Below are 20,545 nucleotides of genomic sequence, written 5' to 3'. Positions count from 1 at the left end.
TGCGGGCCGGTATACCCTCGCCTTTCGTTGGATCTCACCGCGTGGACGAAGCAGGACGGCAACCAATGGGCGGATTGAAGGCGGCGCTGGCGGCGGCGGGCGTGGCGGTGTTGCTCGCCGCGTGCGGGTCGACGACGCAGGGGCTCGCGGTCTCGCCGCTCTACGACCCGTTCCGGGCCGGAGGGCTGCCCGCCCAGGATGGTCCCAGTGGCATCCGCGCGGGCGGTCCAGCACCCGAGGGTGAGGTGCACGACGGTGACGGTGGCGACGCCGACAAGCTCGCCACCCTGGGGGTCAACGACGTCGCCGAGTTCTGGGAACAGAACTACTCGCAGACGTTCGACGGAACATTCCGCGCCGTAGACGATCTGGTGTCCTACAACTCCGAGAGCCCGTCCAGCCCCGAGATTTGCGGCGACGAGACGTACGACAACCCCAACGCCCTGTTCTGTCCGCCGGACCACCTGATCGCCTGGGACCGCGGTGTTCTGGTTCCCCTTGGGCAGCAGTTCTTCGGCGACACCTCGATCGCCGCCCTCCTCGCCCACGAGTATGGACACGCGGTGCAGGACATGGCGAAGATCGCCGACGACGACACGTCCACACTGGTGAGCGAGCAACAGGCGGATTGCCTTGCGGGCACCTATATCCGGTGGGTCGCCGAGGGCAAGTCTCCCCGCTTCGAGCTCAGCACCGGCGACGGCCTCAATCACGTCCTCGCAGGCGTGCTCACGCTGCGTGACCCGACCTACGTCGCCGGTGACGCACCCTTCCTCGAACAGGGCCACGGCACCGCGCTCGACCGCATCAGCGCCTTCCAACTGGGCTTCACGTCCGGCGCCGGCGAGTGCGCCAAGATCGACACCGACGAGATCGCGGAGCGGCGTGGCGATCTGCCGCTGACCCTCCCCGACGAGGACACCGGCGCATCCGGTGACGTCGAGGTGACCGAGGACGTGGTCACCTCGCTGGTCGACGTCCTCGGCCAGGTGTTCCAGCCGGCTCAGCCCCCCACGCTGTCCTTCGATGCGCCAGAATGCCCGGACGCCCAGCCGAGTCCGCCGGCGTCCTACTGCCCGGAGAGCAACACCATCTTCGTCGACGTCGCGACGCTCGCGGAGATGGGCACCCCGGCCGACCGCGAGGACTACACCCTGCTGCAAGGCGACAACACGGCTCTGTCGGTGGTGACGTCGCGCTACGCGCTGGCCGTCGAACACGAACGTGGCGAGGCCCTCGACGACGCGGCGGCCGCCTTGCGCACCGCGTGCCTGTCGGGCGTCGCGCAGCGCGCCATGTCGGAGGACGGAGGCCTGGCTCTCACGCTCACGGCGGGCGACCTCGATGAGGCAGTGGCGGGCCTGCTGACCAACGGCCTGGTGGCCAGCAACGTCAACGGCGAGACGGTTCCCGCCGGGTTCACCCGCATCGTGGCCTTCCGATCGGGCCTCGAAGGTGACAGCGACCTCTGCTCCGCACGCTTCCCGTAGGTGCGGCGCGGCACGGGGCTTGGCGTTCTCGTCAGTGGCTATCATTGGGCGAAAATGACCCGGCACGACGAGGGCGATGGGGGTTCGCGAACGGTGGCAAAAAGGACGATCGTCGAATGGGTCGACGATATCGACGGGTCCGCAGCGGCGGAGACGGTGACCTTCACCATCGATGGTTCTCGGTACGAAATCGACCTGTCGCAGAAGAACGCGGCGAAGTTCCGCGACTCGATGAGCGGATGGATCGGGGCCAGCCGCAAGTCGAGCGATCGCCGGCCACGCGGAGCGCAGGCCAAGAACGACCCCTCGGAGTCGACGAAGGCCCGAAAGTGGGCGCGCGCCAACGGTTTGGAAGTGGGCCCGCGGGGCCGCCTGCCGTCCGAGGTACTCGACGCCTACCGGTCACGAACGCCGGATGAGTAGGCCGGGCCCGGCCTAGAGACTGCAGAGCGCCGACACCGCGGCCGGGATGCCGATCAGGGCCGCCATCGTGGCCGCGAGCAGCACGCGTTGTCGTAGGCGGGCGCCGCGACGGACCGGCCCGCTCAACCGGATGGCGCGAGCCACGGCCGCGGTATCGGCGGCACCGAGTGCACCCCGTATCGGCCGCGGCTGCCCGGCCAGCGCCACGAGTCCATTCAGCACCGCGACCCGGCCGTGCTGTCTCGCGGCCGTGTCGTCGGCGCACATCTCGACCAGGCGACCGACCGAGTCAACGGCCCTGCGGAACAACGGAAGCCGCGGCATCGCGTCGGACAGGGACCGCAACAGCATCATCAGCTGCAGATGGCGTCCGGACAGGTGGGCCCGTTCGTGGGCGAGCACGGCGGCCAGCTCGGCCTCCCCGAGAGCGTCGATCGCGCCCGTCGTGAGCACGATCGCGTCCGGGCGGCCCGCCACGCAGTAGGCCGCGGGCTGGTCGGCGCGCAGGACGACGACATCGGAGCTTGCCCTCGGCGATCCGGCGAGTCGCGCGTCGTGGGCATGGTCGCGGCTGGTCGCCCAGAACTGCCTGAACGCCATGATGATTCGACGGATGACGATGGCGGACGCCGCCAGTGCGGCCAGGCCCAGCCCGGCGAGTGCGACGCGCCCGGGCAGGCCGAGGTGCACCAGATCGTCGACGATCCGCGAGCAGTATTCGACCGGCCCGTGCGGACCCACCGCCACGACGTCGCGCACCACCCCGACGCCGACGACGGTCCACGCGCCCAGCGCCATGGCAATGGCACACAGCCAGACGGCGATCGAGAAGCGGGGGCTCAGCCCGTTGCCGGTGATGCGCGCGAGCAGTCGAGGTGCGCACCAGCTCAGCAGCGCGCCGTACCCCAGCAAACACATCGTGGCGTTCACGAGCTGCGCTCCCCCGGATGGATCTTGCCCAGAGCGGCCCGCAACTGTGCCGACTCGTCGGCATTCATCTGCTGCAGGAAGTGGTTCAGCACCAGGCCGGCGTCCCCCCCGGAGTGGAAGGCGTCGCGCATCAACGCGGCGGATCGCTCCTCACGCGTCATCGTCGGCCGGTACCGGTATGCCTTCCCGTCGCGCTCCCGGGCCAGCCAGCCCTTGCGGTGCAGGTTGTCCATCGTCGACATCACCGTCGTGTACGCGATGTCACGCTCGGCGACCAACTCGTCGAACACCTCGCGGACGGTGACCGCGGCGGCGTGGGCCCACGTGCGGTCCATCACCACGGCTTCCAGGTCGCCGAAACCCCGCTGCTGCATATCCGACAGGCTAACGAGTCATCCGCGAACTGCGCTGCCCTGCAGCCATTTCTGCCACGGCACGCTCCAGTCGCCGTTCTGCCATTGCTCCAGCGGGCTGCCGCCGGTGTTGCGGATCTCGACGACGTCACCCGGCTGCGAGAACTCGTAGAACCAGCGGGCGTCCTCGGCGCTGAGGTTCAGGCAGCCCGCGGACACGTTCGTGTTGCCCTGGGCCCAGACCGTCGCCTCCCGCTCGTGGAGGTAGATGCCGTCGGGGCTAATCCGCGTGGCGTACGGCACGCTGATCCGGTAGCCGGACGCGGAGTTCACCGGGAGCCCGTAGGTCGACGAGTCCATGAGGACCGGGTTCGCCTTGTCCATCACTGTGTAGACGCCCGACTGGGTCCAGAAGTGAATCGTCTTGCCCCCAACGGTTTCCGAGCCACCCCGGCCCATCGAGGTGGGCATGGTGCGGACCAGGACGCCGTCGTCGTAGACACTGACCTGCTTGGTGCGATCATCGGCGATCGTGACGTGGGACGGTGCGATGGTGAATCCGACGACGCGGTCCTCCTGGCCGTACAGACCGGCGCCCAGCTCGACGCCGTAGATGCCCGCGGCGACGCGGACCTTGGTCTTCGGCGCGTAGTACTCCCGCGGCCGCCAGTGCGCCTTCTGGTCGTTGACCCATGACCACGACCCTTCGACGGGCGGATCGGTGGTGACCTTCATCCGCCCCTCCGCGGCCGCCCGGTCGGCGATCGCGGAGTCGAAGCGCGCCACGATCACCGTCCCGACGCCGTAGGTGCCGCCGTCGCGTAGTTGCGCGCCCGACGTCGTCGTCAGCGTGACGCCGGCCTGGTTCTGCGGCACCACCGTCGAGAACTGTGTCGTCCTCGTCGCGGTGGTGGCATCGGTGCCCACCCCGGTCGCCGTGAGGGTGTACGTCCGGCCGTAGCCGAGCGGTTCGGCGGGCCGCCACGCGGTCGCGTCCGGCGTCATGGCACCCGCGACCGTCCTGCCCTGCTCGTTGACCAGGCGGACGTCGGTCAACGTGCCCGACCGGGCGGCGACCCAGGCCGCGCCGGTGGGAACGACGTTGCGGGCACCGGCCGGCGGCGAGACGGTCAGGCTGGGCGGCTCGGTCACGGCGAGGGGTTCGGCGGGTGCCGACGCCCGGTCGGCGCTTCCCGGCATGCCGCCGTCGACCGTCGGGGACGCGACTGCCGCCACCACGACGACGATCGCGGCGAGCAGCACGGCGCGCCGTCGACGTTCGGGATGCAAGGGCCACCTCTCGGTCTTCGTCATCTACGTAGCAGCATAGTAGATGGCCGTCAGGGAAACATGTCGACTTTCGCATGTATTTAGGTAGGCTCCCCCCATGGGCGAGACCGCGCACGACGGCCATCAGGGGCACTCCCACTCGATGTCGGCCGACGCCGACCGAAAGTGGTTGACGCTGGCCCTGATTCTGATCGTCGGCTTCATGGCGGTGGAGGTCGTCGTCGGCGTCATCGCGGGGTCGCTCGCGTTGATCACCGACGCCGGGCACATGCTTACCGACGCCGCGTCGATCGTGCTGGCGCTAATCGCGATCCGGCTGGCCGCGCGACCCGCCCGTGGCGACTACACCTACGGCCTCAAACGCGCCGAGATCCTGTCCGCGCAAGCCAACGGCATCACCCTGTTACTGCTCTCGGCGTACTTCATCTTCGAGGGGGTTCGCCGGCTGATCAATCCCGGCGAAGTGGAGGGCCTACTGGTCTTCGTCACCGCGCTCGTCGGCATCGTCGTCAACGTCGCCGCCTCCTGGTGCATCAGCCGCGCCAACCGGTCCAGCCTCAACGTCGAGGGCGCGTTCCAGCACATCCTCAACGACCTCTACGCCTTCATCGCCACCGCGATCGCAGGCGCCGTCGTCTGGCTGACCGGGTTCGCCCGCGCCGACGCGATCGCCGCACTCATCGTGGCGGCGCTGATGATCAGGGCCGGCTGGGGCCTGGTGCGCGCCTCCGGGCGCATCTTCCTGGAGGCCTCCCCCAAGGGCGTGGACCCCACTGCCGTGGGTGCGGAGCTTGCCACGGTGGGCTCGGTCGTCGAGATACACGACCTGCACATCTGGGAGATCACCTCGGGTGAAGCTGCCCTATCGGCACACGTGATCGTCGGCGACGGCGCCGATTGCCACGCCATCCGCGGCGATCTGGAACGCATCCTGCGCGAGCGGCATCACATCGACCACACGACGCTTCAGGTCGACCACGTCTGCGAGGACGATCCCGACGAACACTGCATGGAGCCGCACGGCCAGTCCTACCGGAGGTCCTGACGCTCGAACGGCCAGTTATCACACGTTTCTAGTCCAGAAGTGTGTAATAAGCGGCCGCTGGCGGGCTTTGGGCACGATGCCGTGAGGACACTGATGGGGTGCACACCTCCGAACCCCTGCTGAGTCCCACGCTCGTCATCGTGTGCGTGGTGATGGCGCTCACCGCGGGCATCGTCTCTCGCTTCTTCCTCAGAGGCTCTCTGCTGGCGGTGCCGGGGGCTGCGGCGCGTGCGGCAGTTCAACTGGCCATGGTGGCCAGCGTCCTCGCCGCCGCGATGGCACGGCTCTGGTCCTCGGCGCTGGTGCTCGCGGTGATGTTCGTCGTCGCATCGATCACGGCCGGTCGTCGTAGTGAGGCGGACCGCGGCTCGTTCTGGCTCGCAGCGGCGCTGGCAGCGGGCATGGCGGCCGTCATTCCGCTCCTCCTGCTGACTGGCGTCGTACCACTCACCGGGGTGGCGTTGGTGCCGGTGTTCGGGATCGTTCTGGGTGGCACGATGACGGCCTCGGCAATGGCGGCCAAGCGAGCGCTCGACGCTCTCGGCTTGCGCGCAGGAGAAGTGGAGGCGGCGCTCAGTCTTGGCCTGTTCGAACGCCATTCGCGAATGGAGGTGATCGAGCGACCGCTCCTCGATGCCTTGCTGCACAATCTGGATCAGGCACGCACCGCCGGTTTGGTCACCTTGCCGGGTGCCTTCGTCGGCGTCCTCTTGGCAACGGGGTCGGCCGCTCAGGCCGGCGCCGTGCAGGTCCTGGTCCTCGGCTCGATGTTGTTGGCTCAGGCCTGCGGGGTGACAGTTGTCGGTGAGTTGGTGGCCCGAGGCCGGATCGCGCGCAGCGATCGGAGTCGGGGGTCCGGCTCCACCGCGGGTGCCCCACGTTTCGCCCGCCTGACCCGACACTGGTTGCGCTCGCTCCGCTAGCGGAGGATGAGGCGGGTGAAGGTACTGGTAGTAGAAGACGAACCCCGGTTCGCTGCCACGCTCAGCATGGGTTTGCGGGCCGAGGGCTTCGTGGTCGTGCACGTGGACAACGGGGTCGACGGCCTCTGGGAGGCAACGGAGAACAGTTTCGACGTGATCGTGCTGGACATCATGTTGCCCGGCCTCAACGGTTATGAGGTGCTCCGCAAGATGCGTGCAAAGGAAGTCTGGACACCCGTCCTGATGCTGACCGCGAAGGACGGCGACTACGACCAGACCGACGCTTTCGACCTTGGCGCAGATGACTATCTCTCCAAGCCCGTGGCGTTCATCGTGCTGCTGGCCCGGTTGCGTGCACTTCTTCGTCGCGGCGCACCGCAGCGCCCGGTCGTCATGACCGCGGGTTCGCTGACACTCGATCCGGCGCGACGCGTGGTGGCACGCGCATCTACCCCCATCGAGCTCACCCCGCGCGAGTACGGAGTCCTGGAATACCTGATGCGCCACAAGGACACGGTCGTCACCAAACAGGACATGCTGCAACACGTTTGGGATGCCCACTACACCGGGCCCGACAACGTGGTCGAGGTATACGTGGGTTACCTGCGACGCAAGATCGATCTTCCGTTTGGCACCAACACGATTCAGACGGTTCGCGGCGCGGGCTACCGACTCGAGTCCGGTGAGTACACCAACGGGAGCTGAACGGTCACCAGCGTCCCCCCGCCGGGTCGATCCGCTATCGTCACGCTACCCCCGTGCGCTTTGACCACTTCAGACACGATGGCCAATCCGAGGCCCGCTCCTCCGCTGCTACGCGCGCGGTCCGAGTCCAACCGCACGAACCGGTTGAACACCCGCGCGCGATCCCTCGCGGGGATGCCTGGACCATCGTCGGCGACCGTCAGCACGGCTTTACCCTCGACGACGCAGACGCGCACTTCGACCCGTGACGTTGCGTGCCGTGCCGCATTTTCCAGGAGGTTGCGGAGAACGCGCGAGAGACCGCCGGGATCGCCGACCATGCGCGTCGGAACTACTTTCGCGTCGATGGTCAGCGTCGTCTCCCGCAGGAGGCGATCCACTTCGATGGACGCAATGTCATCGAGATCGACGTCCCGGCGTCCCAGCGTCAAACCTCGTTCGTCAGCACGGGCAAGCAGCAACAGATCCTCGACCAGCGATTCCATCCGCTGCGCCTCCGGCCGCAGGGTGGACGTCGCGAGCTCCTCGTCGAGAAACTCAGGATGTGCCGCAACGAGGTCGAGCGCGGAGAGGATGGCGGCGACCGGGCTCCGCAACTCGTGTGATGCGTCGCCGACGAATCGGCGTTGAGCATCATGTCCGGCCTCGATTCGAGACAGCATCTCGTTCATGGTCACCGCGAGCGCGGAGATCTCGTCGTGGTTGTTGGGCACCGGCACGCGTTCGGACAGATCTGAGGTGCTTATGTCCGCGACCCGCGTCCGGATCGCATCGACGGATCGCATCGACCTGCTCACCAACGAATAAGCGGCGGCGGCCGAAACGGCGATGACGATCGGCGCGGCGCCTGCGAGCAGCACCATCACGGTCTGGACCGTCGACTCGACGCCTTCACTGCCCGCGCCGACGAGCACGGTGTACCGGCCGCCCTTGCCGTCCACGGTCTGGCCGCTGATCCGCATGTCGCCGTCGCCCGAGGCGTGATCGGGAAGGCCAGTCTGCAATGTCACCCCGATGCCGCCCGGCGCGACGAGCGGTGTGTCGGGCGCCGACGGCGAGCGTTGCACCACGGACCCGGTGCGATCGATCACCTGGACGGCGACGATCCGCTGATCGGTCGACACCAGCGCGGCGTCGAGTTCGCTTGCCGTGTCGAACTGCAACGCGGCCGCCACGTCGCGTACCCGACCTGCAGCGGCTTCGTCGACACCAGAGAGAAGCGAGCGGTAGAGAACGATCGCGAGACCGGATCCCGCCACCACCAGAGCAACCAGCACCACCGTGGCGGCGACGAACGCCGAACGCGCCGAGATGCCCCAGTAGCGGGGCCGCCACCACGTCCGCGGCTGACCTATCCGCGGCAACGGCGCTTCGCCAGCGTGGTCTGCATGGCACCTCTCCGCATCGACCAAGACCGTCCGTCGCGGCGCGACTGTGCGGATCATGCCACCCGGGTCACCCCGGGAGTCACCGACTCCGCGGACCCGGTGGCGCGCGATGTCGCCACGGACTCGGATTCGAGGGCAACCGACCCGACGAGTATCGCCACGCCGCCCAGCAGGGTCCCGCCGAGCACATCCGATAGCCAGTGCACGCCGAGATAGAGGCGAGTGAGGGCGACCACCAGGGTGATTGACGCGACGCCGACCCCTAGTCCGAATGCGATCGCGCGACTTCGGCCCCGGCCGACGACGACCGCGACGATGCCTACCAGCGCGAGCGTTCCCGTGACGTGTCCCGATGGGTAGGAATGATCGACCTCGAGCAGCAATTGGGTGACGAGCGGCGGACGTTGGGCTCCCACCAGCGTCTTGGTCAACGTGCTCACACCGGCCGCACACGCGAGCGTTGCGACCACGACGATCGCCGTTCGCGCCGAACGCCGCCACCACAGCATCGCGCCAGCGAGCGCCGCCAGTGCGGCCATCGCCACTGGGCTCCCGGCGTTGGTGATCACGACTGCCGCGGTGGTGAGCCCGTCGCCGCGGTGCTCCACCATCCAGCCCAGTACTGCGTGGTCGAGCGCCGTGCCGTGCCGTACATGGTGGGCGACCACGCCGAGTCCGACGAAACCCGTGAGCATTGCCAGCAGAATCCAGCGGGTGGGGCCGGCCAGGTGCGCATCGTGAAAGTCGCTGGCTCGCGTCGAAGGTTGGCTCACGATGACCACCATCCACCAATGCCGCTAAGACGACCCTGAGAGCGAATCGTTGCGAGGTCCGCTACGAAGCGACCACCGCACCTTCTCAGCGTGCCCTCAGCGAGCCACACCTACCTTCCGGCCTCATGAGCGAGACGACGAGATCCGCGGCGGTCGCGCCCGGGCGCACGATGCTGAGCAAGGTGCCCGAGATCACGGTGTGGTTCTGGGTCATCAAGATCCTGTGCACCACCGTGGGCGAGAGCTTCGCCGACTGGATCAACATGACGCTAGGCGTCGGCCTCGCTGCAACCGCCCTCATCTTCACCGTGGTGCTGGTCGCGGTCTTGGGGTGGCAGTTACGGCTGGACCGCTACGTGCCGTTCGTCTACTGGCTGGCGGTCGTCGTCGTGAGCGTGACGGGAACGCTGTACACCGACATCCTCACCGATACCCAGGGTGTCCCGCTGGCCGTGAGCACCAGCGTCTTCACGATTGTCCTAGTTGTGGTGTTCGGTATTTGGTGGGCACGCGAGCGCACCCTGTCGATCCACAGCATCGTCACCCTGCCGCGCGAGTTGTTCTACTGGCTCGCCGTACTGGTCACCTTCGCTCTCGGCACCGCCGCCGGTGACTGGACGCTCGAACTGACCGGGTGGGCGCCGGGTGTGTCGGTCCTGCTGCCCGCCGCCCTGATCGTCGCCGTCGTGATCGGCTGGCGGTTGGGTGCCAATGCGGTGCTCTCGTTCTGGCTCGCCTACATCCTGACCCGCCCGCTGGGTGCCAACCTCGGCGACTGGTTCGCTTCGCCGACGGCCGAACACGGACTTGGTTTCGGCACCGCCCTCACCAGCGTGATCTTCCTCGTCGCGATCCTGGCAACCGTGGTGTACCTCACGGTCACCCACAGCGACGTCATCGACGAGCCCGAGACGATCGACGCGCCAACCGCCTCAGCGCGTCCGGCGCGGGAACCGATCATGCTCGGGTACTTCATCGCCATCGCCGTCGCTACCGGCGCCCTGCTGGTGTGGGCCGCCGGGCAGCCACACGCCACCGCAGCGAACGAAGAGGAAACCGGCGCACCGCCGGTCAGCACCACCCTCACCCCAGGACAGGTGGCCGCCCACTTCCCGGCCGCGGACATCGCGAACTTCCGCTCCATCACCGCGGACACGCTCGCCAAGCTCGACGCCGGCGACCAGGCTGGCGCGACGAACCGGATCAAAGACCTCGAATCCGCTTGGGACGATGCCCAACCCACCCTTCGACCGATGGACCAAACCACCTGGACCGCCATCGACGGACGGATCGACACCGTCCTGAAAGCCCTGCGGGCCACCAATCCCGACCCTGCCGCCGAGAAGCATGCGCTCGACGACCTGATGACCGCCCTCAAGTGACGGTTGGCCCCGGGGCCTCCGCGTCCTAGTTGTCGTTCGCCGCCGCGCCGTCGTTCTTCGTGCCGACGACGCCGAAGGTCTGGTCGAGTTGTACGTCGACCTGGTTGCCGTCCGCGAGAGTCACCTCCACCTGGTAGAAGCTGTCCTCATCGTTGATCTTGGTCTCGGTGACGGTCCCGCCGCCGGTCTCGGCCAGCGCAGCTGCGCTGGCTTGCGCCAAGGCGTCGCCGCTGATCGGCACTTCCCCTTGATCGGGACCTGGCGATGCCCCTGCGATACCTGCGCCTACCGCGATGACGATGCCGGCCGCTGCGACAAGGCCGAAGATATTAACTCTCATTGACTGATTCCCTTGTTTGGCTCGAGCTTGCTGAGTACGAGAATGGCCGTTGCGACCTGACGGCAGGCTGAACGGTCGCCCAGACGTCGTCATCCCTCGTTGGAAGGAATCCTCACCTCGACCCGGGCTCCCCCGATCGGTGATTGGCGGATCGTCACCGATCCGCCGTGCGCCCGGACGACTTCCTCGACGATGGCCAGGCCCAGTCCGCTACCGCCGTCGTCGCGGGAGCGTGCCGGGTCGAGCCGGACGAATCGTTGGAGCACTCGTTCCCGTTCGGGTTCTGGAATCCCTGGTCCGTCATCATCGACGATCAGCAGCACTTCGCCACCGAGCTCGGTGAGCGCGACGTCGATGCGGGCCGCGGCGTGACGCAGGGCGTTGTCGCCGAGGTTGCGCAGCACCCGCCGCAGCGCGTCGGCGTCCCCGCTCACCTGTGCTGCGCTGACGCCGCCTGTGTCGACTCGCAGCGACGTCATGGCCCGAAGCCGCTCGACCTCCGCGAAGACCAGGTCGTCGACGTCCACCGGTGTCCTTGGCGGGAGGACCTGTTCGTCGTTGCGAGCCAGCAGGAGCAGGTCCTCCACTAGGCGTTGAATACGCAGGTCCTCCGCCAGGACGACGTGCGCCAATTCCTCGGCGGTGGTGCGGTCTGGATGCGCGAGTGCGACCTCGGCGTGCTGGCGGATCGTGGTGATCGGCGAGCGGAGCTCGTGGGAGGCATCGGAGACGAAGCGCCTTTGACTGGTGTGGGCGTCGTCGAGCCGGTCCAGCATCCGGTTCATGGTCTCGGCCAGTCGGCCGATCTCGTCGTCGCTGTCCAGTTGCGGTACGCGGCGGTGCAATTGCGTCGCCGAGATCTCGTCGACCTCGCGGCGCATCACGTCGACGGGGGCGAGCGCCCGGCCAACCGTCTTCCACGTCGTGATCGCCACCACCAGCAGCAGGATGGGCAATCCGATGATCAGCAGTTGAGTGACGACCTCGGTGGTGTCGAAAACGTCTACCAGCGCCCACGCAGCCAGCACTGTTCGTCGCCCGTCAGCGGTCAGTGCGCCTTCTGCGACCACGACGAATTTGGCGTTGTCGAGCGGGGTAACGACCTGCGCGGACTCCCCTGGCTTCAATGTCGCCACCGCCGGCGCGCCGGCGACGTTGGAACTCGACGCGAGCACGGCGCCTTCCGGGGTGAGTACCTGGATCAACTGTTCGTCGCTGCCGGCGACCTGCACGGTCGGTGGCTGGCCGGATTCGAGTTGGTCGACGACCTGCTGGGCTTGTCCTCGGGCAGAGTCCGCGACGTCGTTGATCAGCGTTTCGCGCAGCGTGACGATCAGCGTGGTCGCGCCGACGATCAGTGCGACGGCGACGATCGCGGTCGCTGCGGCAGTGGTGCCCGCCCGCACCGTGCCGATGCGGGCGCGGAGCCGGCGGGCCCAGGCCAACACCCACGCCATCATGGCGCCGAGCGATGGGGCGACGAACGGGGTTCGGCGACCAGCCGATACCCGGCGCCGCGGACGGTGTCGATCACGGGTCGATCCGACGACCGCTGCAACTTGCTGCGTAGCCGGCGCACGTAGACCTCGACGATGTTGGGATCACCGTCGAACTCGAAATTCCAGACGTGATCGATGATTACCGTCTTTGACAGCACGTCACCCGGATGGTGTGCGAGGAACTCCAGGATCGCGAATTCACGACGTGTCAAGGCGATCTCGGTGCCGTCGAGCCACACCTGATGCGCCGCGGGATCCAATCGGAGGTCGCCGACCTCGAGCACCGCGGGTCGTGGTGGCGTGCCCCGGCGCACCAGCGCCCGCAGGTGGGCGACGAGCACCGGGTAGGAGAACGGTTTGGCCAAGTAGTCGTCGGCTCCGGTGTCGAGGCCCTCGACCTGATCCCAGACGCCGTCCTTGGCGGTGAGCATCAGGATCGGTGTCCAGTTGCCTTCGCTGCGCAGGGTTCTGCACACCTGGTAGCCGTTCGCACCGGGCAGCATCACGTCGAGAACGATTGCGTCGAAGGGGTTCTCGCGCGCCATCCAGAGGCCGTCGACGCCGTCGTGCGCGACGTCGACGGCGAAGCCTTCAGCCTCGAGCCCGTTGCGGAGCCCCGCGGCGAGGCGCCGCTCGTCTTCGACCACCAGTAGACGCATCGTGGGTGCCATCATGGCAGCCCGAAACTGACGCACAGCTGAATACGCGAGCATCCCCGGGTACCGGCGTTCAGCCTCAATTCAGCCGCAACCCCGCATCCTGCACACGTCCCCATCCGATGCAAGGGAGAAATCTCATGACCCAAACCAAGCGCGCACCAGCCAGTGGCACCGCAGCCGTCGCCGCCGCGGCGCTCGCGGCGCTCGCGGTGACCGCTTTCGCCGCGGGCTGCGCCGGCACCCCAGCCGGCCCCACCGCGACACCGACCGCCAGCGTGTCGGCGTCCCGAGCCGCGCCGAGCCCCGGCCCCGGCACCGGCCCGCGGACGATCGCCGACCCCTACGCACCGACCATCGACCCCTCGGCATTCTCGACGACAGTCGACAACCCGTACTTCCCCCTGGTCCCGGGCACCCGGACGATTTCCGAGGCAGCCACCCCCGAGGGTCGCCAGCGAACCACCGTCGAGGTCACCAGGGACACCAAGAAGATCATGGGGGTCGACACCGTCGTCGTCCACGACTTCGTCACCCTGGACGGCAAACCGTACGAAGACACCTTCGACTGGTACGCCCAAGACCGTGACGGCAACGTCTGGTACTTCGGCGAAGCCACCAAGGAGTTCCGCGACGACGGCACGGTCGATACCAAGGGATCCTTCGAGGCCGGCGTAGACGGCGCCCAACCCGGCATCATCATGGCGGGCCGCCCCCAGGTCGGCGACCAATACCGGCAGGAGTACGCCAAGGGAATCGCCGAGGACACCGGCGAAGTCCTCAGCCTCACCGGCAGCGAGACCACGCCCCTCACCGGAGCGACCAAGGACATGATCGTGACCAAGGACCTCAACCTTCTCGATCCCACCGGCCCGATCGAGAATAAGTACTACGCCCGCGGCGTCGGCCTCGTCCTCACGCTGCATGTGACCGGGCCCGCGGAACGCGACCAGGCAATCGCGATGGAGAAGTTCTGATGACCGGGAAGAAGCCCACCGAAGGAGTCCCGTGGCCGTACGGCATGGTGCCGCAGGTGATTGGACTCGCCTCCATTGGCGTCCTTGCCTTCGGCATGGCGGTGTCCGCGACTCTCGGGGTGTCCCGCCCGCCATTCGCAAACACCAGTGCTGCTCTACCAACCATCCCAGTCACCGCCAGCGCGATCTCAGCAGCCACCACGCAAGCCCCGTCCCGCGTGCCAACGACCACGCCGTCATGGGTCGACACACCATCCGCCGACCCCAGGCCGACACAACCCCTACCGAAGCCTCCAGAAAACGAATCCACCCGCGCCCAGAACAGGCCGCCCATCAGCGTCCACCCGACTCCCCACCGGCCCTTCCCCCACCAAACCACCGATTTCCGAGGTCCACCCGGAACGAACGGCTGACAAGGCCACGATCAGAACCTCACTCAGTCGAGGGCGGCGCCTGGCGGGGTGATCCTCACGTTTACCTCATGATCGCGTGTCACGTTGTTTCGTATGCCCGAGGTACGCGCAGTGATTGCTCACGTTCTGCGACGCACGACGTTCGGCCCGTTTCCCGGCACGCCGGAGTCGCTGGCCGACTGCGGCGTGGACGCGGCGATCGATGCGGTGTTGGCGGCCGCTGCGCTGGAGCCTGGCCGGCCTTTGCTGGACGACGGACCCCACTGGCGACACTGCGGCTGGTCACGGAGGCGGGCCTACGCTCACCGTCTGATGCAGGCCGAGCACTGGAAGACGCGCGCGGGCTGGCGGATCGGATGGCCCGACTCGTCACCGGCCTGCTCGCCCGGGCACGTACCCAAACCGGCGTCACCGAGCCCGAGATGGTGCCGTTGCGGCTCGACCAACTCGTCGAGTCCGTCGTCGACGAGTTTCCTAGCCGCCACGTCACACTGACAACGACGCCGACCGTCGTCGCCGGGGACCCCGAGCTGCTCGGCCTCGCCGTGCGAAACGTGATCGACAACGCGCTCACCCACGGCGCCAGAACCCGCGCCGAGGTAACCGTTGCGAGCGGACGCGTCACCATACGGGATTACGGCCCTGGGTTGGACCCGAGCCTGACCGCCGACCCCTTCGACAGGGGCGTACCGGTCCAACCGGCCACCACGGCATCGGCCTGGCCATCGTCCGCTGGGTCGCGCAAACACATTCCGGTGCCGCGACCATCGCGCCCGCACCCGGTGGCGGAACCGTTGCAACGATCACCATCCCCACCCTGGCGACATAGGGCCGCCCGGCTAGCGGCGTCGCAACCGGCGGCTACGAACTAGACGACTCTCACTCCGCCGCGCGGCGCAACACCACGTTGACGACGATCACGTCGTCGTCATAGCCGAGCACAGCGGATTCTCAGCGTTGATCAGTCAGTGTGACGTAATCAGCCAGAGCGGCTGCCTCTCGAAAGGGGACGACCCCGCTTGACCCTCACCGCTACCGTTTTCGGCAACGTCGAAGTCGAAATCGAGCGATGCTCCGGATGCGTCCGGTGTTCCCCAGGAACCCCAACGCCCAGGGCGGCGGTGAGAGCGTCCGACCTGCCCTACAAGTAGCACCCCGGTGCATTCAGCACTCGATCGACACGGAGGAGGATCTCGTGCACGACGCGCGAATCGCGCTCGGATGGGTTGTGGGCGTGGCGGCCACGGCCGTGCTGGTGGGGTGCGGCGGCAACCCCTCAACGCCCACCGGGCCGTCGAGCGTAGCGTCGCCCGGGTCATCGTCACCGGCGGCGGAATCCAATCCGGCCGGCGACATCCCCGACAACCAGGCGTACGTGACCTACGTGGCGCCGGACCATTCCTTCACGCTGCAGGTTCCCGAGGGCTGGGCCCAGACCACTTCCGCGACGACCGTCGTGTTCACCGACAAGTTCAACAGCATCACCCTGACACCGCGTTCGGGTTTCTACGCCCCGGACGAGGAGTACGCCCGAACCGTCGAGTTGCCCGAGATCGCCTCATCGACAAAGGGTTACGTGGCCGGTGACGTCACGACCGTCGACCGCAAATCCGGACGGGTCGTGTTGATCACCTACCAGAGCGAGTCGCCGCCGAGTCCGGTTACCGGAAAGACGGTTGCGCAGGCCGTGGAGCGCTACGAATTCGCGGCGGCGGGCCGTGAAGTGGTGGTGACGTTGTCGGGGCCCGCGGGGGCCGACAACGTCGATCCCTGGCGCACGGTGAGCGACTCGTTCACCTGGACGCCGTGATCACCCCCGATACCGACGGCCCCCGATCGGCGACGTCGCAGGCCGTGTCGCCCGGCCCGGTACTGGAAGCCGCATCCCTGTACCGGTTCTTCCGGGCAGGTGACGAGGAAACCCTTGCCCTCCGCGGGGTATCGATGACTCTGCGGGCCGGAGAGATGGTTGCGGTGGTCGGACCGTCCGGATCGGGCAAGTCCACCCTGCTCGCCTGCCTCGCCGGTCTCGACGAACCCGACGGCGGCTTCGTGCGCGTCGCCGGAGACCGCATCAGCCACCGTCCCGAACAGACCCGCGCCCGCTTACGCGCACGACGGATCGGGTTGCTGTTTCAGAGCCGAAACCTATTGGGACACTTGACGGTCATTCAGAATGTGACCTTGGCGCAGCAGTTCGCGAGACGGAGGCCCGGTGCTCTGGCGCCGGGCGTAGTGCTGGACTCCTTGGGGATCGCGGGTCGAAGTGACGCCTACCCAAACCAACTGTCCGGCGGCGAACTGGCCCGCGCTGGCCTCGCGGTGGCTGTGGCCAATGCGCCCGTGGTGCTGCTCGCCGATGAACCGACGGGCGAACTCGACACCGCATCCGAACGCGTCGTCCTCGACATCCTGCGCCGTCAGGCAGACTCTGGCACCGCAATTCTGATCGCCAGCCATAGCCCAGCCGTGGCCGCCGCCGCCAACCGCACCATCACGCTTTCCGATGGGCTGATCGCCTCGTGACGGCCATGGATGCACCTGTGGTCGGTCCGCGCGCCGCCGAGGGTGAAGCGGCCGTGGTGTGCGGGGAAGCCGTGATGCGTACCTTCGGCGAGGGCGCCGCCGCGATCACCGCCGTGCGCGACGCCACGTTCACCGTCGCGCCGCGGGCCCGGATCGCGTTGGCCGGCCCGTCGGGTTCGGGCAAGTCGACACTGCTGCATCTCGTGGCCGGCTTGGACATCGTGACGGCGGGCACTCTGGCCTGGCCGAGCCTCGCCACCAATCCGGTGTCCCGACTTGGCCAGATCGGAACCGTGTTCCAGGGCCCGAGCCTGATCCCTGCCCTGGATGTGATCGAAAACGTCCGCCTTCCCATGCTTTTCGCCGGCGTCACCGAAGCGGCGGCCACCGTCCGCGCCGCCGAGTCACTAGCGCGCCTGGGCATCGTGAACCTGACGAATGCCCTGCCCGACGAACTGTCCGGTGGACAGGCCCAGCGCGTCGCCGTCGCCCGTGTTCTCGCCGCCGCCCCCCGGTTGATCCTCGCCGACGAGCCCACCGGCCAACTCGATCACCACGCCGCGAGCCTGGTGGTCGACGTGCTGCTGCAGGCCGCCGACGAATCGGGCGCCGCCCTGATCGTGTCCACCCACGACCCCGCCATCGCAGCCCGGTTACCCACCGAATGGACCATGCACGACGGCCGATTGCACACCCCCGCCGCAGACGTCGACGCCGACCGAGGCCGACGATGATCGCGGTCTGGCTCACCGGCCTGATGCACCGCCGACGCGCCCGACTGGGCGCCGCTGTCATCGGCGTCGCCACGGGTGTCGCACTGCTCGCATCGCTGGGCGCGTTCCTGACCAGCTCGCAGGCCACCATGACCGACCGCGCCCTGCGGACTGTGTCGGTCGACTGGCAAGTCCAGGTCGCCCCCGGCGCGTCCACCGGCGAGGTGAGCACTCTGGTCAACTCCACCCCGGGTATCCGCGGCAATGCCCCCGTCGGGTACGGGCGTACGTCCGGACTCTCGGCGACCACCGGCGCCAGCGTCCAAACCACGGGACCCGGGCTGGTCCTTGGACTGCCGACCAACTACCGCACGCTCTTTCCGGGCGAGATCCGGTCCCTGGTCGGCACCGACGCCGGCGTACTCCTTGCTCAGCAGACCGCCGCCAACCTGCACGCCGCCCCGGGGGACGCGGTGACGATCCGCCGAGACGGACTGCCCGCCACCGAGGTCACCGTCGCCGGAATCGTGGACCTACCGCAAGCCAACACGCTGTTCCAGACGGTGGGAGCCCCTGCCGGTGCACAACCCAATGCCCCGCCGGACAACGTCATCCTGCTGCCCGCCACCCTGTGGCACCAGCTCTACGACACCCTGGCCGCGACCCGGCCGGATCTCGTCGCCACCCAGATCCACGCCCAGCTCGACCACGCCCTGCCCGCGACCCCAGCCGCCGCGTACACCGCGGTGACGGCGGCCGCCCACAACCTGGAAGCCCGCAGCGCCGGGGCGGCCACGGTGGGTGACAACCTCGGTGCCGCCCTTGACGCTGCCCGCGGCGACGCCGCCTACGCCGAGATCCTGTTCCTGTTCCTCGGGATCCCGGGAGCGATTCTGGCGGCCCTCCTCACCGCGACCATCACCTCGGCTGGCGGGGCGCGACGCCGCACTGAACAAGCATTGCTTCGGGCCCGCGGCGCCACTGCGCGCGACTTGTTGACGCTGGCCGGCGCCGAAGCCCTCGCCATCGGCGTCGCCGGCGCCACCCTTGGCCTCCTCGCCGCCGCACTCGTCGACCACTACGCTTTCGACGCAGCCACGGTCGGCTGGACGACCGCGGCCTGGACGGGACCCCTCGCCGCCGCGCTGACCGGCATCGCGATCGCCGTCGTCGCCGTTCTAGTACCCGCCCGACGGGACCTACGCGAGCACACCGTCGCCGCACGGCGAACCGACGTCCCGCGGCTCACGGCGCCGACGTGGGCGCGCTACGGCCTCGACGTCGTCGTACTCGTGGCCGCGGTGTTGGTATTCATCGCCACCACCGGCACCGGCTACCAACTCGTCACCGCTCCCGAGGGCGTGCCAGCCATCTCGGTGTCCTACTGGGCCTTCGCCGGACCTGCTCTCCTGTGGGTCGGTGCCGGGCTGGCAACCTGGCGGTTGACAGACCTGCTCCTCGGGCGTGGACGCCCTCTCATGGCCCGACTGCTACGGCCCGAAACCGGACAACTGGCGGGCACCATCGCCAGCAGCCTTGCGCGGCAACGGCGCCCGGTCGCGCGGGCCGTCGTGTTGCTGAGCCTTGCCCTTGCCTTCGCGGCCTCCACCGCCACGTTCAACGCCACCTATCGTCAACAGGCCGAGGCGGACGCGCAGCTCACCAACGGCGCCGACGTCACCGCCACCGTCGCGCCCGGGGACACCTCGCCGAACCTCGCCGTGAGCATCGCCGCCGTTCCCGGCGTGCGCGCCGTCGAACCGGTCCAGCACCGCTTCGCCTACATCGGTGCCGATCTTCAGGACCTCTATGGAGTCGATCCAGCCACCATCACGCGGGCCACCGCGCTGCAAGACAGCTACTTCCCCGGTGCCACGGCGGCAGACCTGATGGCCACCCTTGCCGCGAAGCCCGACTCGATCCTGGTCTCCGCGGAAACCGTGACCGACTTTCAGTTGAAACCTGGCGATCCGCTGACCTTGCGCCTCCCGGACGCCGCGACACACCAACCCAAGGAGGTCACGTTCCACTACGTGGGAGTAGTCACCGAGTTTCCCACCGCTCCCAAGGACAGCTTCTTCGTCGCCAACTCCGGATACATTGCAGCACAAACGGATTCACCAACAATAGGCGCGTTCCTGATCGACACCGGCGGCCGTGACACCGCCGTCGTCGCCGCCCGCATCCAGGCGATGCTGGGGACTTCGGCGACCGTCACCGACATCAACACCGTCCGCAACCAGGTCGGATCCAGCCTGACCGCAGTCGACCTCGCAGGCCTCACCCGCATCGAACTCTCCTTCGCGCTGATCCTGGCCGTCTCCGCCGGAGGACTGGTGCTGGCCCTCGGATTCACCGAACGCCGCCGCACATACGCGATCATCGCCGCGCTCGGTGCCAAGCCTCGCCACCTGCGCGCCATGATCTTCAGCGAAACCGCCGTTCTTACCACCACCGGCGTCCTCGCCGGGGCGGTCATTGGATCCGTGGTCTCGGTCATGCTGGTCAAGGTTCTCACCGGCGTGTTCGACCCCCCGCCCGATGAAATCGCCATCCCCTGGGTCTACCTCGTTGCCGTCACGCTTGCGACGGTCGCAGTGCTCGCCTCCGTCAGCACCGTCACCGTCGCCGTCGCCCGCCGACCCGCCATCACTGTCATCCGTGACCTCTGACCGGAGCGCCGCGCCGAGGGGGGCCGGTCCGTCGAATCGGTCGACTG

20 protein-coding genes are annotated in these 20,545 nt (G+C 68.1%); 12 read left to right on the top strand and 8 right to left on the bottom strand.

Annotated elements, in window-relative coordinates; all coding sequences use genetic code 11:
* The first annotated feature begins 65 nt into the window (after window positions 1-65).
* Both QUE68_RS00270 and QUE68_RS00265 read left to right on the top strand, forming a co-directional pair.
* The gene (locus tag QUE68_RS00270; protein WP_284232043.1) at window positions 66-1,490 is read left to right on the top strand and encodes a neutral zinc metallopeptidase; all 1,425 of its coding nucleotides are present in this window, start codon (window positions 66-68) and stop codon (window positions 1,488-1,490) included.
* A 54-nt stretch (window positions 1,491-1,544) separates the two neighbouring features.
* Window positions 1,545-1,913 carry a histone-like nucleoid-structuring protein Lsr2 gene (locus tag QUE68_RS00265; RefSeq protein ID WP_454786409.1) on the top strand — a complete coding sequence of 123 codons (369 nt, stop codon included), beginning with the start codon at window positions 1,545-1,547 and terminating at the stop codon, window positions 1,911-1,913.
* A 12-nt stretch (window positions 1,914-1,925) separates the two neighbouring features.
* Here QUE68_RS00265 and QUE68_RS00260 read toward each other — a convergent pair whose 3' ends face one another.
* Genes QUE68_RS00260 through QUE68_RS00250 form a run of 3 tightly spaced genes read right to left on the bottom strand, consistent with a single transcriptional unit; the run spans window position 1,926 to window position 4,510 of the window.
* Entirely contained in the window at window positions 1,926-2,843 is a 918-nt protein-coding gene (locus QUE68_RS00260) for a M56 family metallopeptidase (protein ID WP_284232040.1), read from the bottom strand.
* Window positions 2,840-3,217, bottom strand: a complete 378-nt coding sequence (locus QUE68_RS00255) for a BlaI/MecI/CopY family transcriptional regulator (protein ID WP_284232038.1) — start codon at window positions 3,215-3,217, stop codon at window positions 2,840-2,842. The genes QUE68_RS00260 and QUE68_RS00255 overlap by 4 nt, the downstream gene beginning before the upstream one ends.
* Before the next feature lie 18 nt (window positions 3,218-3,235).
* Complete coding sequence (locus tag QUE68_RS00250) at window positions 3,236-4,510, bottom strand: L,D-transpeptidase (protein WP_284232036.1); 1,275 nt, start codon at window positions 4,508-4,510, stop codon at window positions 3,236-3,238.
* A 73-nt stretch (window positions 4,511-4,583) separates the two neighbouring features.
* Between QUE68_RS00250 and QUE68_RS00245 the strand changes: the two genes are divergently transcribed.
* The 3 genes from QUE68_RS00245 (at window position 4,584) to QUE68_RS00235 (ending at window position 7,159) form a co-directional block, all read left to right on the top strand.
* Entirely contained in the window at window positions 4,584-5,531 is a 948-nt protein-coding gene (locus QUE68_RS00245) for a cation diffusion facilitator family transporter (protein WP_284232034.1), read from the top strand.
* 98 nt (window positions 5,532-5,629) lie between these two features.
* Window positions 5,630-6,454, top strand: a complete 825-nt coding sequence (locus QUE68_RS00240) for an ABC transporter permease (protein ID WP_286274974.1) — start codon at window positions 5,630-5,632, stop codon at window positions 6,452-6,454.
* A gap of 15 nt (window positions 6,455-6,469) precedes the next feature.
* On the top strand, window positions 6,470-7,159 hold the full coding sequence (locus QUE68_RS00235; RefSeq protein ID WP_286274973.1) for a response regulator transcription factor: 690 nt from the start codon (window positions 6,470-6,472) through the stop codon (window positions 7,157-7,159).
* On the opposite strand, the gene QUE68_RS00230 is transcribed toward QUE68_RS00235, so the two are convergent.
* Together QUE68_RS00230 and QUE68_RS00225 are read right to left on the bottom strand one after the other, a co-directional pair.
* The gene (locus QUE68_RS00230) at window positions 7,120-8,604 is read right to left on the bottom strand and encodes a sensor histidine kinase (RefSeq protein WP_286274972.1); all 1,485 of its coding nucleotides are present in this window, start codon (window positions 8,602-8,604) and stop codon (window positions 7,120-7,122) included. The two genes, QUE68_RS00235 and QUE68_RS00230, sit on opposite strands and share 40 nt — an antisense overlap.
* On the bottom strand, window positions 8,601-9,320 hold the full coding sequence (locus tag QUE68_RS00225; protein WP_286274971.1) for a phosphatase PAP2 family protein: 720 nt from the start codon (window positions 9,318-9,320) through the stop codon (window positions 8,601-8,603). Before QUE68_RS00225 ends, QUE68_RS00230 begins: the two co-directional genes overlap by 4 nt.
* Before the next feature lie 125 nt (window positions 9,321-9,445).
* Between QUE68_RS00225 and QUE68_RS00220 the strand changes: the two genes are divergently transcribed.
* Window positions 9,446-10,702, top strand: a complete 1,257-nt coding sequence (locus tag QUE68_RS00220) for a COG4705 family protein (RefSeq protein ID WP_286274970.1) — start codon at window positions 9,446-9,448, stop codon at window positions 10,700-10,702.
* Window positions 10,703-10,727: 25 nt separating this feature from the next.
* On the opposite strand, the gene QUE68_RS00215 is transcribed toward QUE68_RS00220, so the two are convergent.
* The 3 genes from QUE68_RS00215 to QUE68_RS00205 all read right to left on the bottom strand — a co-directional run bounded on the left by QUE68_RS00215 (window position 10,728) and on the right by QUE68_RS00205 (window position 13,200).
* The gene (locus QUE68_RS00215) at window positions 10,728-11,042 is read right to left on the bottom strand and encodes a PepSY domain-containing protein (RefSeq protein WP_286274969.1); all 315 of its coding nucleotides are present in this window, start codon (window positions 11,040-11,042) and stop codon (window positions 10,728-10,730) included.
* An 89-nt stretch (window positions 11,043-11,131) separates the two neighbouring features.
* The gene (locus QUE68_RS00210; protein ID WP_286274968.1) at window positions 11,132-12,490 is read right to left on the bottom strand and encodes a sensor histidine kinase; all 1,359 of its coding nucleotides are present in this window, start codon (window positions 12,488-12,490) and stop codon (window positions 11,132-11,134) included.
* Window positions 12,491-12,498: 8 nt separating this feature from the next.
* Entirely contained in the window at window positions 12,499-13,200 is a 702-nt protein-coding gene (locus QUE68_RS00205) for a response regulator transcription factor (RefSeq protein ID WP_286275973.1), read from the bottom strand.
* 137 nt (window positions 13,201-13,337) lie between these two features.
* Here QUE68_RS00205 and QUE68_RS00200 point away from each other — a divergent pair, with 137 nt between their 5' ends.
* The 6 genes from QUE68_RS00200 (at window position 13,338) to QUE68_RS00175 (ending at window position 20,498) form a co-directional block, all read left to right on the top strand.
* Complete coding sequence (locus QUE68_RS00200) at window positions 13,338-14,174, top strand: hypothetical protein (protein WP_286274967.1); 837 nt, start codon at window positions 13,338-13,340, stop codon at window positions 14,172-14,174.
* 769 nt (window positions 14,175-14,943) lie between these two features.
* Complete coding sequence (locus tag QUE68_RS29595) at window positions 14,944-15,459, top strand: ATP-binding protein (RefSeq protein WP_286274966.1); 516 nt, start codon at window positions 14,944-14,946, stop codon at window positions 15,457-15,459.
* A 323-nt stretch (window positions 15,460-15,782) separates the two neighbouring features.
* The gene (locus QUE68_RS00190) at window positions 15,783-16,397 is read left to right on the top strand and encodes a hypothetical protein (RefSeq protein ID WP_286274965.1); all 615 of its coding nucleotides are present in this window, start codon (window positions 15,783-15,785) and stop codon (window positions 16,395-16,397) included.
* On the top strand, window positions 16,394-17,113 hold the full coding sequence (locus QUE68_RS00185; RefSeq protein ID WP_353507020.1) for an ABC transporter ATP-binding protein: 720 nt from the start codon (window positions 16,394-16,396) through the stop codon (window positions 17,111-17,113). The genes QUE68_RS00190 and QUE68_RS00185 overlap by 4 nt, the downstream gene beginning before the upstream one ends.
* A 5-nt stretch (window positions 17,114-17,118) precedes the next feature.
* On the top strand, window positions 17,119-17,847 hold the full coding sequence (locus QUE68_RS00180) for an ABC transporter ATP-binding protein (protein WP_286274964.1): 729 nt from the start codon (window positions 17,119-17,121) through the stop codon (window positions 17,845-17,847).
* A complete protein-coding gene (locus QUE68_RS00175) occupies window positions 17,844-20,498 on the top strand; it encodes an ABC transporter permease (protein WP_286274963.1) in 2,655 nt (884 codons plus the stop codon). The genes QUE68_RS00180 and QUE68_RS00175 overlap by 4 nt, the downstream gene beginning before the upstream one ends.
* Window positions 20,499-20,545 lie beyond the last annotated feature (47 nt).

The organism is Mycolicibacterium sp. TUM20985 (genome assembly GCF_030295745.1).
Taxonomy (GTDB): Bacteria; Actinomycetota; Actinomycetes; order Mycobacteriales; family Mycobacteriaceae; genus Mycobacterium.
Note: the sequence above shows the minus strand (reverse complement) of the source record. Positions and strands in the feature narration are given on the sequence as shown.

Coding starts and splice junctions, on each gene's coding strand:
- QUE68_RS00270 (WP_284232043.1), top strand. CDS start 66: ATGGGCGGATTGAAGGCGGCGCTGGCGGCGGCGGGCGTGGCGGTGTTG.
- QUE68_RS00265 (WP_454786409.1), top strand. CDS start 1,545: ATGACCCGGCACGACGAGGGCGATGGGGGTTCGCGAACGGTGGCAAAA.
- QUE68_RS00255 (WP_284232038.1), bottom strand. CDS start 3,217: ATGCAGCAGCGGGGTTTCGGCGACCTGGAAGCCGTGGTGATGGACCGC.
- QUE68_RS00250 (WP_284232036.1), bottom strand. CDS start 4,510: ATGACGAAGACCGAGAGGTGGCCCTTGCATCCCGAACGTCGACGGCGC.
- QUE68_RS00245 (WP_284232034.1), top strand. CDS start 4,584: ATGGGCGAGACCGCGCACGACGGCCATCAGGGGCACTCCCACTCGATG.
- QUE68_RS00230 (WP_286274972.1), bottom strand. CDS start 8,604: ATGATCCGCACAGTCGCGCCGCGACGGACGGTCTTGGTCGATGCGGAG.
- QUE68_RS00220 (WP_286274970.1), top strand. CDS start 9,446: ATGAGCGAGACGACGAGATCCGCGGCGGTCGCGCCCGGGCGCACGATG.
- QUE68_RS00215 (WP_286274969.1), bottom strand. CDS start 11,042: ATGAGAGTTAATATCTTCGGCCTTGTCGCAGCGGCCGGCATCGTCATC.
- QUE68_RS00205 (WP_286275973.1), bottom strand. CDS start 13,200: ATGCGTCTACTGGTGGTCGAAGACGAGCGGCGCCTCGCCGCGGGGCTC.
- QUE68_RS00200 (WP_286274967.1), top strand. CDS start 13,338: ATGACCCAAACCAAGCGCGCACCAGCCAGTGGCACCGCAGCCGTCGCC.
- QUE68_RS29595 (WP_286274966.1), top strand. CDS start 14,944: ATGGCCCGACTCGTCACCGGCCTGCTCGCCCGGGCACGTACCCAAACC.
- QUE68_RS00180 (WP_286274964.1), top strand. CDS start 17,119: ATGGATGCACCTGTGGTCGGTCCGCGCGCCGCCGAGGGTGAAGCGGCC.
- QUE68_RS00175 (WP_286274963.1), top strand. CDS start 17,844: ATGATCGCGGTCTGGCTCACCGGCCTGATGCACCGCCGACGCGCCCGA.